Annotated in this window: 12 protein-coding genes; 6 read left to right on the top strand and 6 right to left on the bottom strand. The window is 70.5% G+C overall.

The window, feature by feature from the left end; translation table 11 throughout:
* The 3 genes from AB0C69_RS25430 to AB0C69_RS25420 form a co-directional block, all read left to right on the top strand.
* On the top strand, positions 1-393 hold a 393-nt coding region (locus tag AB0C69_RS25430; protein ID WP_360357632.1), incomplete at its 5' end, for a sensor domain-containing protein.
* The gene (locus tag AB0C69_RS25425; protein WP_360357631.1) at positions 390-1,670 is read left to right on the top strand and encodes a sensor domain-containing protein; all 1,281 of its coding nucleotides are present in this window, start codon (positions 390-392) and stop codon (positions 1,668-1,670) included. The genes AB0C69_RS25430 and AB0C69_RS25425, both read left to right, overlap by 4 nt.
* Before the next feature lie 5 nt (positions 1,671-1,675).
* Positions 1,676-2,323, top strand: a complete 648-nt coding sequence (locus AB0C69_RS25420) for a response regulator transcription factor (RefSeq protein WP_258940348.1) — start codon at positions 1,676-1,678, stop codon at positions 2,321-2,323.
* An 80-nt stretch (positions 2,324-2,403) separates the two neighbouring features.
* On the opposite strand, the gene AB0C69_RS25415 is transcribed toward AB0C69_RS25420, so the two are convergent.
* Entirely contained in the window at positions 2,404-3,846 is a 1,443-nt protein-coding gene (locus tag AB0C69_RS25415) for a non-reducing end alpha-L-arabinofuranosidase family hydrolase (protein ID WP_353831619.1), read from the bottom strand.
* 345 nt (positions 3,847-4,191) lie between these two features.
* Here AB0C69_RS25415 and AB0C69_RS25410 point away from each other — a divergent pair, with 345 nt between their 5' ends.
* Positions 4,192-5,601, top strand: a complete 1,410-nt coding sequence (locus AB0C69_RS25410) for an endo-1,4-beta-xylanase (RefSeq protein WP_345171501.1) — start codon at positions 4,192-4,194, stop codon at positions 5,599-5,601.
* Between the two features lie 61 nt (positions 5,602-5,662).
* Here AB0C69_RS25410 and AB0C69_RS25405 read toward each other — a convergent pair whose 3' ends face one another.
* From AB0C69_RS25405 to AB0C69_RS25390, 4 genes are all read right to left on the bottom strand, one after another.
* Positions 5,663-6,427 carry an alpha/beta hydrolase gene (locus tag AB0C69_RS25405; protein WP_360357629.1) on the bottom strand — a complete coding sequence of 255 codons (765 nt, stop codon included), beginning with the start codon at positions 6,425-6,427 and terminating at the stop codon, positions 5,663-5,665.
* A gap of 3 nt (positions 6,428-6,430) precedes the next feature.
* On the bottom strand, positions 6,431-7,369 hold the full coding sequence (locus AB0C69_RS25400) for an RNA polymerase subunit sigma-70 (protein WP_360357628.1): 939 nt from the start codon (positions 7,367-7,369) through the stop codon (positions 6,431-6,433).
* 36 nt (positions 7,370-7,405) lie between these two features.
* Complete coding sequence (locus tag AB0C69_RS25395; RefSeq protein WP_360357626.1) at positions 7,406-8,152, bottom strand: phosphotransferase; 747 nt, start codon at positions 8,150-8,152, stop codon at positions 7,406-7,408.
* A 94-nt stretch (positions 8,153-8,246) separates the two neighbouring features.
* Positions 8,247-9,074, bottom strand: coding sequence for a maleylpyruvate isomerase family mycothiol-dependent enzyme (locus AB0C69_RS25390; RefSeq protein WP_360357624.1), 828 nt, complete (start codon positions 9,072-9,074; stop codon positions 8,247-8,249).
* A 513-nt stretch (positions 9,075-9,587) separates the two neighbouring features.
* On the opposite strand from AB0C69_RS25390, the gene AB0C69_RS25385 reads away from it, so the two are divergent.
* Entirely contained in the window at positions 9,588-9,860 is a 273-nt protein-coding gene (locus tag AB0C69_RS25385; RefSeq protein WP_345171509.1) for a hypothetical protein, read from the top strand.
* Positions 9,861-9,907: 47 nt separating this feature from the next.
* Here AB0C69_RS25385 and AB0C69_RS25380 read toward each other — a convergent pair whose 3' ends face one another.
* A complete protein-coding gene (locus AB0C69_RS25380) occupies positions 9,908-11,767 on the bottom strand; it encodes an ABC transporter ATP-binding protein (RefSeq protein ID WP_360357622.1) in 1,860 nt (619 codons plus the stop codon).
* Between the two features lie 318 nt (positions 11,768-12,085).
* Between AB0C69_RS25380 and AB0C69_RS25375 the strand changes: the two genes are divergently transcribed.
* Positions 12,086-12,919 (top strand): CPBP family intramembrane glutamic endopeptidase, encoded by an 834-nt coding sequence (locus tag AB0C69_RS25375; protein WP_360357621.1) that lies wholly within the window; start codon positions 12,086-12,088, stop codon positions 12,917-12,919.
* The last annotated feature ends 41 nt before the right edge of the window (positions 12,920-12,960 follow it).

The raw sequence follows: 12,960 nt of genomic DNA, 5'->3' as shown, positions 1-12,960 counted from the left end.
CGTCCTTCGGCGAGGGGCCGGTGGACGAGGAGACGGCGCGCAAGCTCGTCAAGCCTGCTGGACGTGCCGTCAGGGCGTCCCGGACGGTTCCGCACGATCCTGCACGCCCTCCTCTCGCTGCCGCTCGGCGTCCTGTCGTTCCTGGCGGCCACGTACGGGTGGGGGATCGTCGTGCTCAACCTGTTCTACCCGGCCCGCTGGCTCATCGGGATGGGCGGTTCGCTGAAGGACGCCTGGGGCGGCCCGACGCTGGCCGGTGCCTGGGCCGTCCACGCGACGGGCGGGCTGGTGATGCTGCTGCTGATGCCCGCCCTGATGAAGGGCATCACGACGTTGCAGGCCCGCCTGATGGTCCGCGTCCTCGGTAGGGCGGACGGGACAATGGTGCGATGACACAGGTGCTGAGGGCCCCGGCCGTCCACCGGGCCTGGTCGGAGGCGCTCTACCTGCTCGCCGGCGCCCCGATCGCCCTGGCCGGGGTGTACTACGCGGTGTTCTCGGGCGCGTTCGGCATCGTCATGTCGGTCACGCGGCTGGGCGCGGCCGCGACGGCGGCGGTGCTGCGCGGCGCCTGCCGGTTCGGGGAGCTGCACCGCCGGCTCGCGGCAGTCCTGCTGGACGAGCGGGTTCCGGCGCCGGGCCAGCCGCGGTCGCGGGCCGGGCTGCGGGCCTGGGTGCGGGACGCCCACGACGCCACGGGGTACCGCGCGTTCCTGCATCTGCTCGTCCGGTTCCCGATGGCCGTCCTCGGCGTCGTCGTGGTGCTCGTGACCTGGGTGTACGGATTCCTCCTGCTGACGTATCCGATCCAGCTCCCCCTGCATCTGAACGAGATCACCACCCGCGACTCGGACGGCGGGATCCGGCACGGCCTGGTCGTCGGCGGGTTCTACTTCGACACCTGGCAGCGCAGTCTGCTCGTGGCTCTGGCCGGCGCCGTCCTGCTGGCGTTGGCGCCGCGGGCCGTGCGGCTGGCCGTGCGTCTCGACCTGGCGGTGCTGCGGTCGCTGCTCGGTCCGCGGCCGGACGACGCGCGCATCCGCGACCTGGAGCTGAGCCGGTCGTACGCGGTCGAGGACGCGGCGGCGACGCTCCGCCGGATCGAGCGGGACCTGCACGACGGCGCCCAGGTGCGGCTCGTCTCGCTGACCATGACCCTGACCGCGCTGCAGGAGACCCTCCCGGCCGACACCCCCGAGCCCGCCCGCGAGCTGGTCGCCGCCGCGCGCACCGGCGCGCGGGAGGCGATCGCCGAGCTGCGCGAACTGGTCCGCGGCATCCATCCGCCCGTCCTGGACCAGGGGCTGGACGCGGCGCTGGCGACGCTCGCCGCCCGCAGCCCCGTCCCGGCGGAGCTGGAGACGGACCTGCCGGTCCGGCCGTCCGCGGCGATTGAGTCGATCGCCTACTTCTGCACCGCCGAGCTGCTGGCCAACGCGGGACGGCACGCGGCCGCCCGCCGGGTCGCCGTGTCCGCCGTCCAGCCGGGGGACGGCACGCTGCGGCTGTCGGTCACCGACGACGGGAAGGGCGGCGCGCGGGCGCGTCCCGGCGGCGGGCTCGCGGGGCTGGCCGAGCGGGTGCGTACGGTGGACGGCGAGCTGTCCGTGCTGAGCCCGCCGGGAGGACCGACCACCGTGACCGTCACGCTCCCCCTCACCACCTCATGACGGGTCTGCGCGTGGTGATCGCCGAGGACGCGGCGATCCTGCGGGACGGCCTCGCCCACCTGCTCGGGCTGCGCGGCCACTCGGTGGTCGCGGCGGTCGGCGACGCGCCGGCGCTGCACGCGGCCGTGGCCGAGCACGGGCCGGACGTCGCCGTGGTCGACATCCGGATGCCTCCGACGCACACCGACGAGGGGCTGCACGCCGCGATCGAGCTGCGCCGCGTCCGTCCCGGGCTCGGCATCCTGCTGTTCTCGCAGTACGTGGAGACGCGGTACGCGGCCGAGCTGCTGGCGGGCTCGCCCGCGGGCGTCGGCTACCTGTTGAAGGAGCGGGTGTCCGACCTCGACGACTTCGTGGACGCGCTGAACCGCGTCGCCGCCGGGGGCACCGCACTCGACCCGGAGGTCGTGGCGCACCTGCTCGGCGCCGCCCGGCGCGACGACGGGCTCGCGTCCCTCACCCCGCGCGAGCGGGAGGTCCTCGGCCTGATGGCGGAGGGCCGGACGAACGCGGCGATCGCCGCGTCCCTCGTGGTCACCGAGCGGGCCGTGGAGAAGCACATCGCGAACATCTTCACCAAGCTCGGTCTCGCGCCCACGGGCACCGACCACCGCCGTGTCCTGGCCGTCCTGCGCTATCTGGGAGCGTCCTGATCATCCGTTGAGGGGCGTCCTGCGGCCAGGGCGGGCCCGGCTTTTCGCCGAGCCCGCCATGTCGGGTCCGCTTCCGTGTGTCAGCGCTGGAGTGTCAGCAGACCCGGCCGGTAGGGCAGGAGACCGTAGTCGCCGCCGGAGCTGGGGCTGCGCCCCTGGTAGAGCAACTGCAGGTTGCAGGGGTCGACGGTGAAGGTCTGGTCGGCGCCGGCGCGGATCAGTTCGCCGTGGCTGATGTCGTTGGTCCACGTGGCGCCGCTGTTGGCCTTGCCGGCGAAGGGGTTGCTCTCGGTCGCGGCCTGCGGGGTCCACGAACCGTTCAGGCTGGTGGCCGTGAACGAGCGGAAGTAGCGCCCCTGCGAGCCGATCGCCTCGACGAGCATCAGGTACCGGCTCTGGCCCTGGAGCTTGTAGACCTGGACGGCCTCGAACAGGTTGTTGGTCGAATCGCTCATGACCACTGTCGAGGTCGTGCCGAAACTGCCCGGGAAGTTCCCGATCGGCATACTGGCCCGGTAGATCTTGCCGTTGTCACCGGCGAAGAAAAGGTACATGTTCGTGCCGTCGCCGATAAGCGTCTGATCGATCGGGCCCGTTCCGGAGCCGCTGATGCTTCCGGAGAAGAGCACCTGCTGCGATGACCACCCATTCGGGTTGGTGGGGTCGCTCGACGTCCGGTAGGAGAAGGCGGTCCCGCCCCACTGGTAGGCGAGCACCCAGACGTTCTTCGGCGCGAAGTAGAAGAGCGTGGGCGCGACGGTGGAATTCGACATCGTATTCTGACTGGCCGAGGCCATCTCCGACCAGTTGGTGAAGGGGCTGAAGTTCATCGAACCCCACCTCGTCCCCGTGTCGTGCGTCGTCGCATAGACGAGATGCCGGCCGTTGTAGGGGGCGACGGTGAAGTCCTTGAGCGAGACCCACCCCGACTTGGGCTGCGCCAGCGGGCCGGTCGACGTCCAGCGGTAGGCCGACGGGAGATCGCACGCGGGAGTGGAGCCGCCGCCGACCGGGACGAGCTGCCACTGCTGGTTGTCGCCGCCCCAGTCGTCGTACTGGACGATGTTCGCGTTGTCGGCGGTGGAGCCGCCTTGCACTTCGAGGGCCTTGCCGCTGTGGCGCGACACGAACCTCACGTAGCCGCCAGGGCTGTCGGCCAGCCGCCACTGCTGGTTGGCGCCGTTCAGGTCGGACCATTGGACGATCGAGCCGCCGTTGGCGGTGGAGAAGTTGTAGACGTCCAGCACCTTGCCGGAGTGGCGGGACCGGATGCGGTAGTAGCCGTCGCCGGAGTCGACGAACTGCCACTGCTGCTGGTTCTGATCGTTTCTCGTCCACTGGGTGATGCGGGCGCCGTCGCCGGTCGCCAGGTTGTAGACGTCCAGAGCCTTGCCGCTGTTGCGGTTGACCAGGACGTACCACGTGTTCACATCCACTGTCGCGGCCTGGGCGGGCTGTGGGTTCGTCACGCACATGAGCACCGAAAGCAGGAGCGATGCCAGCACCGCGCCGGTCCTCACCATGACCTTCTTCCTTTCGTTGGGCGTGGATGTTAGCGCTAACAATTTCTGTCGGACGGGACCTTCTCTCCATCGGCGGCCGGGGGGTGGCGGTGGCCGGAGTAAATAACAGGCAGAAAGGCATCGTCAAGAGCCCGGGAACTTCGAAAAGTTTCGAGCGCCGGCCAGCAGAAAGATCACGCATACGGCGCCATGAAAGATATGGAAACTATTGACGGAATCTGCGGGGGCTCACACACTGAGTCCGCGACGCCCTGGTGGTGTGTGCGTTCCTGTGAAGGAGCGCGGCGTCTTTTACACGGCTGTGTTCCGTGCTCCCACCCCTCGTTCATTCATGGAGGAACAGACGTGCGTACGAACGCCATGCTCAGGCCCGGGATCCGTAAGCGGGCCCTTCTCGCGGGCACCCTCGGGGTGCTCGCCGCCGCTCTGGTGGCGCCGCCCCCGGCCACCGCCGCCGAGAGCACGCTGGGTGCCGCGGCGGCGCAGAGCGGCCGCTACTTCGGCACCGCCATCGCCTCGGGCAGGCTCAACGACTCGGCGTACACCACGATCGCATCCCGCGAGTTCAACATGGTGACCGCCGAGAACGAGATGAAGATCGACGCCACCGAGCCCCAGCGGGGCCAGTTCAACTTCAGCTCCGGCGACCGCGTCTACAACTGGGCCGTCCAGAACGGCAAGCGGGTACGCGGCCACACCCTGGCCTGGCACTCCCAGCAGCCCGGCTGGATGCAGAGCCTCAGCGGCGGCACGCTGCGCCAGGCGATGATCGACCACATCAACGGGGTCATGGCCCACTACAAGGGCAAGATCGCCCAGTGGGACGTCGTGAACGAGGCCTTCTCCGACGACGGCTCGGGAGGCCGCCGCGACTCCAACCTGCAGCGCACCGGCAACGACTGGATCGAGGTCGCCTTCCGCACCGCGCGCGCCGCCGACCCGGCCGCCAAGCTCTGCTACAACGACTACAACATCGAGAACTGGTCCTGGGCCAAGACCCAGGGCGTGTACGCCATGGTCCGCGACTTCAAGCAGCGCGGCGTGCCCATCGACTGCGTCGGCTTCCAGTCCCACTTCAACAGCGGCAGCCCCTACAACAGCAACTTCCGCACCACCCTGCAGAACTTCGCCGCCCTCGGCGTCGACGTGGCCATCACCGAACTGGACATCCAGGGCGCCTCGGCCACGACCTACGCCAACGTGACGAACGACTGCCTGGCCGTCTCGCGCTGCCTCGGCATCACCGTCTGGGGCGTGCGCGACACCGACTCGTGGCGCTCGGAGCAGACCCCGCTGCTGTTCGACGGCAACGGCAACAAGAAGGCCGCCTACACCTCGGTCCTCAACGCCCTCAACGGCACCTCGTCTCCCCCCACCGGCTCCGGCAAGACGATCAAGGGCGTCGGTTCGGGCCGCTGCCTGGACGTGCCCAACGCGAGCACCACCGACGGCACCCAGCTCCAGCTGTGGGACTGCCACAGCGGAACCAACCAGCAGTGGACCTCCACCGACGCGGGCGAGCTCAGGGTCTACGGCGACAAGTGCCTCGACGCCGCCGGGACCGGCAACGGCGCCAAGGTCCAGATCTACAGCTGCTGGGGCGGCGACAACCAGAAGTGGCGCCTCAACTCCGACGGATCGATCGTCGGCGTCCAGTCCGGCCTCTGCCTGGACGCCGCCGGCAGCGCCAACGGCGCCCCGATCCAGCTCTACTCCTGCTGGAACGGCAGCAACCAGCTCTGGAGCCGCGCCTGACCTACCGCGCGACGGAGTGGAGCCGGGAGTGTCCTGGCTCCACTCCGTCGCCTTTCTGCGGCTACCCCGCTTCGGGGACGCTGTGCTGGGCGCGCGCGATGGGCATGTACGTCGGGGACGCGTCAGTGGTCAGGAACGCCAGGACCATGGCGCGCACCGCTTCGGCGTGCTCCATCAGCAGCAGGTGGCTGGCGTTGGGCAGCACGGCCAGCTCGGCGGTGGGCAGCGCGCGGTAGAGCCCCACGGTGTGGTCGAGCGTGACCAGATCGTCGTCGCCGGACAGGACGAGGGTCCTGGCCGTCACCGCGCGCAGCTCGGCCGGGTCGAGCCGCGGCTCGGTCGCGGCCGCGTGCGCGATCTTGCCGAGGACGACCGGGAAGTGGTCGCGGCCGTCGGGCGACACCTCGGCGTAGGCGTCGACGAGCGCGGCGGGCATCTCGCCGTCCGCCGACGGCTTGAAGATCAGTCCGTCCAGGTCGCAGGCGGTGCTGATGAGGACGAGGCGCTCGACCAGGTCAGGACGGCGCATCGCCACCCACAGCGCCACCGTCCCGCCGGCGCTGTAGCCCACCAGCCGGGCCGGGCCGCCCACCACCCGCTCCAGGAACGCGATCGTGTCCCGGGCCATGAGCTCCATGGTGATCGGACCGGGGGCGTCGGGCGTGCGGCCGTGGCCGCGGCGGTCGGGCAGGTAGATCTCGAACGTGTCGGCGAGCCCGTCGAGGTTGCCGGTGAAGCAGCGGCCGTCGGTCAGCCCGCCGTGCAGGAGCACCACGGGGTCGCCCTTGCCGCGCTGGTCATGCCACATGGGAACGATGTCGGTCATGCACTACATACGGGACGGCGCCTCAGGAGTCATCGGCAATCCGAACAACGCGAACAGGGACGGATCCAGGTAGGTCGTCGTGTTGACGATCAGTCCGTCGCGGACGTCGATGACGGACAGGCCGAACGCCTTCCCGTCCCGGTACTGCGCGAAGGCCGGCGACCCGTTGGCCGCCGTGCGGACCAGCCGGTCATCGGCGCAGGCGCCGGCCGCACCCGCCAGAGCGGCCCGGATCGCCTCCCGGCCCCTGAGCCACCAGGCGAACGGCGGCATCGACATGGTGGCGTCCCGGTGGAGCAGCGACACCAGGCCGTCGACGTCGTAGGAGGTGAACGCCTTGACGTACCGTCCGAGCAGGTCCTCGTCGACCTCGCCGCTCCCGCCCGGCGTGCGACGTGCGGACATGGCCGCACGTGCTCGTTGCAGGGCACTGTTGACCGCGGCGGGGCTGCTGTCGAGCAGCCCGGCCACCTCCTCCGCCGTCCAGCAGAGCACCTCACGCAGGATGAGGACGGCCCGCTGGCGCGGCGGCAGAACTTGCAGGGCGGCGACGAACGCCAGCCGGATCGTCTCGCGCCCCTCGGCCAGTTCGGCCGGATCGCCGTCAACGGGCAGCGCGAGCCGGTCGGGGATCGGCTGCACGAAGGCGGCGGCTCCCAGCGGCGCGCCGAGAGAGGCGCCGGCGGGTGAGGACGGGCCGAGATCCATCGCGAGCGCGCGCCGCTGGACGCTGCGGGTCATGTCGAGGCAGACGTTGGTGGCGATCCTGTGCAGCCAGGTGCGCAGACCGGCTCTGCTCTCATCGAAGCGATCGGCGTTCTTCCAGGCGCGGAAGAAGGTCTCCTGGACGGCGTCCTCGGCCTCGGCCGCGCAGGCGAGCATGCGGTAGCAGAAGCCGGTCAGGTCGACCCGGTGCGCTTCCAACCGCTCCTCGAAGGCCACGTGCCCACCATATTCAGGGCCTTGGCCCGCGCTGCCTCACATCCGGGATCTCAGCACGTCGACCTCGCAGCCCGGCGCGAAGGGGTCGAAGCCGTGCTCGCTCAGCCAGCGGACGATCAGCAGGCTTCGCAGCGACCACCACGCGCGGATCACGTCGAGGTCGACGTCGACGCCATAGCCGGCGACGACGTCGTCGAGGTGCTCCTCGTGTCCGAGCGTGAAGGTGGCGAGGTCGTACAGGGCATCGCCCCGGCCCGCCTCGGACCAGTCGATAATGCCCGTGACCTCGTCGCCGTCGACGAAGACGTGCGCGATCTGAAGGTCGCCGTGCGTGAACGCCGGAGTCCACGGCCGGAGCGCGGCCTCGGCGACCCGGCGGTTGCGGCTGACGAGGTCGGCGGGCAGGAGGCCGCCGGTCACGAGCAGCTCGCACTCGGCGTCGAGCTCCGCCTCCAGCGCGGCGATGCTCCGGCCCGCCTGGCCCGGCCAGGACGGCGGCGGCGCGTCGTGCAGCGTCCGGATGGCGGCGCCCGCCGCGGCCCACGCCGACGGCGACCCGGTCGCCGGCCCGCCGAGGCGTCCGAGCGTCGTCCCCGGGAGTGCGGCGATCGCGAGCACGGGCGGCTTGCGCCAGAGGACCTCCGGGGTCGGGACCGGCGCGAGGGACATCGCCTCAAGCTCGACGTCGATGCGCGTCTGGTCGGCGTCCATCTTCAGGAACACGTCGCCGACGCGCAGAGTCGCACGCTCGGAATGGGCGACGACGACCTCGACCTCATCCATGGGCGACCACTATCCCGGGGATGGTCGCCGGCGTCGCCGGGTTTTTCGCCTGCGATCACGCGGCTGACCGCGTCCCCCTACCCAGCGGCCTTCCTCAGGCGACGACCGCGAGGAGGGCTGTGACGGCCTTGGTGAGCTCCGCGTCGCCGCTCATCGTCGATCGCTGACGGGCCTGCTCCACGGTGATGCCTCGGGTCGCCAGGCGCCAGAAGGTGTCCTGGTCCATCGCGACGCGTGCGGTCGGCTCTCCCTGGGGCCGGGTCAGCTGCCATCGTCCGTCCTGCCGGACCGCGCCCCACCGGCCGCCCGCCGGGCCGAGCACTTCCAGGTGAGCGGTGTGGCCTTCGGGGCGGTCGTGCATCCGCAAGGCGTGCGGCAGGCCGCGCGCGAAGATGTCCAGCACCGGGGCCATGAGATCGGGTTCTTCGGCGCCCGGGACGGAGACGGCGTCGCGCACCTGCTGCTGGTGGACCCAGAACTCGGTGAAGTCGCGTCCGATGTCCAGCCAGGCGGGACTGTCGATGTCGGTGGCGGCCCAGGAGACGTTCAGGTCGGCGGCTGCCTGGAGGTCCTGTGCAGCCCACACAGCGTCGAGACGTGGGCCCAGGTGATCCAGCAGTTCGATCAGCAGCCGGGGACTGAGCTGGCGGGACGCCCGGACGAACTCATCGTTGGTGCGGGCCAGGTACGAAGGAAGCGTCTCGTCATTGGCGAACACCGCGCCGCCGTACCCGTCGCGGCTGCCCGACAGGCGCCGCATGTAGTCGTTGAGCACGTGAGCGACGACGTCGTGCACGTCCCAGCCGGGGCAGACCGTGGGGGCGGCCCAGTCGGCGGGGCTCAGGGTGCGGAGCAGGTCGAGCAGGGCCTGCCGCTCGCGCGGGAACAGCGGACGAACGTCGACGATGGGACCAAAGATCATGATCACCTGACCCTACCGACTGCCGTCCCGTCCTCCACAGGTTTTTCCGCCGGCCGGGCGTTCGAACGATGTGGCGGGCATTCATGCAGCGTGCCGCGGATGAACCGGCCTGTGGCGGATTCGGCCGGGTGCATCCGCGCCGACCGCGACTAGTGTTGCCGACTGATGGGTGATGACGCGACGGACGACCGGCCGCCGTCGCCCTTTGCCGGAAACGGCCAACGGCGCACAATGGTCCCCGGACACACGAGAGGATCGGACAATGGCTCGACGGTGACGGGACGACCCGATGGCGCGGGCGCGGTAGGCGCTGCCGCCGCCCGGCACGGTCGCCGAGGACGCGGGCGAACACGTCATCACGAGCACCCGATCGCGGCCCGAGACCCCGCCTGGCGGCCGCGCGGCAAGGCTCTGTCGAGCGCCGAAGGACAACGCGGACCCGGTTGCGCGGTGGGACCCATGGCCGCGTGAGATGGTAGCGATCACAGGAGCCGGGCAGGGAGCAGAGACGACATGATGCAAGGCGTGACGGCGGCCGTGGTACTGGCCGCGAAAGACCCGAACACCCAGCAGCTGGCCGACTGGCTGCGCAATATCTTCGGGCCGCTGTTCCTGGTCATCATCGGGATCGTGGCCCTGTTCTTCCTGTTCACCCGGGAGATCACGCGGTTCATTCAGTTCATCGTGCTCAGCATCGTGATCGCGGTCGTCTTCTACTACCCCGGGATCATCACGTCGGTGGCCGACGGAATCGTGCGAGCGCTCGGCGTCAAGGAGTCCGGCTAGGCCCGCGCGTCCACCGCGCTCGGCGCCGACCGCCGGGGCGGGACCACTCAGCCGGTCACCGGTTGGGAGTCCTGGTCTCGGTGGACCGCGGGCGAGGTGCCTGGGGTGGCTTCGGTGGTGAGGAAGCCGCCGGACTGGTGGTGCCAGAGGCGGGCATAGGGACCCTCGGACTGGAGGAGTTCCCGGTGGGATCCCTCTTCGAGGACGCGGCCGCGGTCGAGGACGACCAGACGGTCCATGCGGACGACCGTGCTCAGACGGTGCGCGACGACCAGGGCGGTGCGGTCGCGCATCAGGCGCCACAGGGCTTCCTGGATGAGGAGTTCGCTTTCAGAGTCCAGCGCGCTGGTCGCCTCGTCCAGGAGCAGGATCGGGGTGTCTCGCAGGATGGCGCGGGCGAGGGCGAGGCGCTGCCGCTGGCCGCCGGAGAGCTTGACGCCTCGCTCGCCGACCAGCGTGTCGAAGCCGTCCGGCAGGTTCTCGACGAACTCGGTGACGTGGGCCGCCCGCGCGGCCCGCAGGATCTCGGCCTCGGTGGCGCCGGGCCGGGCGAAGGCGATGTTGTCGCGCACCGACCGGTGGAACATCGCGGGCTCCTGGGGAACGTACGCGATCATGTTGCGCAGGTCGCTCTGGCGCAGCCGCGCGATGTCCTGGCCGCCGATGAGGATGCGGCCGCCGTCGACGTCCATGAGACGCAGCAGCAGCCGGGAGAGGGTGGTCTTGCCGCCGCCCGACCGCCCCACCAGGCCGATCTTGGCGCCGCTGGGGATCTCCAGCTCCAGGCCCTCGAACAGGGGCGGCCCGTCGCCGTGGGCGAAGCGCACCCGCTCGAAGCGGACCGAGGCGTCGACCGGACGCAGCGGCTGCGGGTCGGGCGGGTCCACGACGGTCGGCGGCGTCAGGAGCAGCTCGGTGAACTGGGCGCTCTCGGTGAGCGTGCTCTCCATCCGCCGGTAGATCTGGTTGAACTCGAACATGATCCGCGTCGCGTTGGTGTAGTAGGAGAACGTCACCACGATGGCCTCGACCCCGAGCCCGCCGCGAAGCGCCACCGCGACGAGCAGCCCCAGGGCGCTGGTCAGGATCGACATCGGAGCGACGATCGTGTCGACCCGCAGGTTGGCGTAGTCCCAGGAGCGCAGTGCCAGGCGGTTCTGCTCGGCGACCCGGCCGCGGAGCTCGGCGGCCTCCCGCTCCTCGGCGGCGAACGCGCGGACCGTCTCCATGTTGGTCAGCACGTCGGCGATGTGGCCGGACACCCTCACCTTCGCCGCCTCGCGCCTGTCCACGAGCGCCTGCCTGCGGCGGATGAACGGGATGACGAGGAAGCCGGTGAAGACGATCAGGCCCAGGAGGACGACGACCAGCAGCGGGTGGTACCGCCACAGGATCACCGAGGCGAAGGACAACGGGATCACGTTGGCCACGACCGCGAAAGTGAGGGTGTCGGCGAAATTTTCGAAGCCGCCGCAGAAGCTCAGTATCCGTTTGGTCAGCGAACCGGCGAAGTTGTCATGGAAGAACGCGGCGTCTTTCGCGAGCAAGTCGTCCATGCCGGTGTTGGCGAGCCATTCGATGCCCCGGCTGTTCGTCCGGTTGAGGAAGTGCAGGCCCACTCTCCACAGCGCCTCGCCCGCGAACATCAGTCCGGCGAATCCGAGGACGTAGGGCAGGAGGGCGGCGAGATCGCTTTCCCCGCCTTCGGCCAGGTGCCCCACCAGGGCGGCGACCATCAGCGGAGTCAGGTAGAACAGGCACGTATTGCCCAGCGCCGGCAAAGTCAGCGCCGGAAGCGAGATGCGCCACTGGCGGCGCAGCACATCGCAGTAAAAGCGCAGGGCCAGCAGAACCGCGCGTTGCCGGACCGACGTGCCGCCTCTGGACCTGCCTCGTAGCACTGCCACCCCGCCCTCCACGCCGCCGCCCATCCATGCTGCCTCAGACGGCCGGGGCAAAGCGAACGCATTTTTCCATCACTCAAAACGATCACCAGATTTCAGAAAAAGCGGCGTCCGCGGGGGAACACCGATGACGTTTCATAAGGACGGCGTCCACTGACGCGGCCCCGTCCCCGTGGCGGCGCGACCGATCCGGGGGCCTGTCCCCCGTGCGAGCTACCCGCAGATGTCCACCGCACGGTGAAGATCCGGCGGGGGGCGAATCCTTAGCGTTTCGGGCGACGCCGCGGCGCCATGGCCGCGGAACCCCCTGAAGGAGTCAGCATGCGACTGCTGAAGCAGCTCGTCGTCGTCGTGGTGGTCGCCGCCGCCGGCGGCGCGGGCGTCAACGGCGTGGTGTGGAACCCGGCCCTCACGCTCGTCCTCGGCGCCGCGGCGGCGCTGGTCAGCCTGTACACGTACCGCTGGGTGGTGCGGCGGACCGAGCGCCGCGAGCCTGCGGAGCTGGCGCTGAAGGGCGCCGCGGGCGGCCTCACCCGCGGGATGCTGATCGGTTTCGCGATGTTCGGCGCCGTCATCGTGAACATCGCGTTCCTCGGCCACTACCGGATCGACGGGTTCGGCTCCGCGTCCGGCCCGGTCGCCCTTCTCGGCTTCATGGCCGCCGCGGCGGTGTCCGAGGAGGTGATGTTCCGCGGCGTCCTGTTCCGGATCATCGAGGAGCGCACCGGCACCTGGGCGGCGCTGGCGCTGACCGGCCTGGCGTTCGGCCTGATGCACCTGCCCAACCCGAACGCCGACCTGTGGAGCGCGCTCGCCATCGCCATCGAGGCCGGCGGCATGCTCGCCGCCGCCTACGTGGCCACCCGCACCCTCTGGGTGCCGATCGGCCTGCACTTCGCCTGGAACTTCGCCGGCGCCGGGATCTTCGGCACCGACGTCTCCGGCAAGGACGCCCCGGACGGCCTGCTCGACGGCGCGACCTCGGGCCCGACCCTCCTCAGCGGCGGCGAGTTCGGCCCGGAGGCGAGCCTGTACGCGGTCGGCGCGGGGGCGGCCCTGACGATCGTGTTCCTGTGGCTGGCACGCCGGCGCGGCACCATCGTCCGCCGGAACCGGGCCTCCCGGACCCCCGCCGCCGCTACGCTCGCCCAGTGATCGACATCCGGCGGGGCCGGGAGGCGTGGCGACGGCTGGAC

It is taken from the genome of Actinomadura sp. NPDC048032 (genome assembly GCF_040653175.1).
In the GTDB taxonomy this organism is placed as follows: domain Bacteria; phylum Actinomycetota; class Actinomycetes; order Streptosporangiales; family Streptosporangiaceae; genus Spirillospora; species Spirillospora verrucosospora.
Note: the sequence above shows the minus strand (reverse complement) of the source record. Positions and strands in the feature narration are given on the sequence as shown.

What these genes read in the sequence shown, in the direction of transcription:
- AB0C69_RS25425 (WP_360357631.1), top strand. Translation starts at nt 390, where the DNA reads ATGACACAGGTGCTGAGGGCCCCGGCCGTCCACCGGGCCTGGTCGGAG.
- AB0C69_RS25415 (WP_353831619.1), bottom strand. Translation starts at nt 3,846, where the DNA reads ATGGTGAGGACCGGCGCGGTGCTGGCATCGCTCCTGCTTTCGGTGCTC.
- AB0C69_RS25405 (WP_360357629.1), bottom strand. Translation starts at nt 6,427, where the DNA reads ATGACCGACATCGTTCCCATGTGGCATGACCAGCGCGGCAAGGGCGAC.
- AB0C69_RS25395 (WP_360357626.1), bottom strand. Translation starts at nt 8,152, where the DNA reads ATGGATGAGGTCGAGGTCGTCGTCGCCCATTCCGAGCGTGCGACTCTG.
- AB0C69_RS25390 (WP_360357624.1), bottom strand. Translation starts at nt 9,074, where the DNA reads ATGATCTTTGGTCCCATCGTCGACGTTCGTCCGCTGTTCCCGCGCGAG.
- AB0C69_RS25385 (WP_345171509.1), top strand. Translation starts at nt 9,588, where the DNA reads ATGATGCAAGGCGTGACGGCGGCCGTGGTACTGGCCGCGAAAGACCCG.
- AB0C69_RS25375 (WP_360357621.1), top strand. Translation starts at nt 12,086, where the DNA reads ATGCGACTGCTGAAGCAGCTCGTCGTCGTCGTGGTGGTCGCCGCCGCC.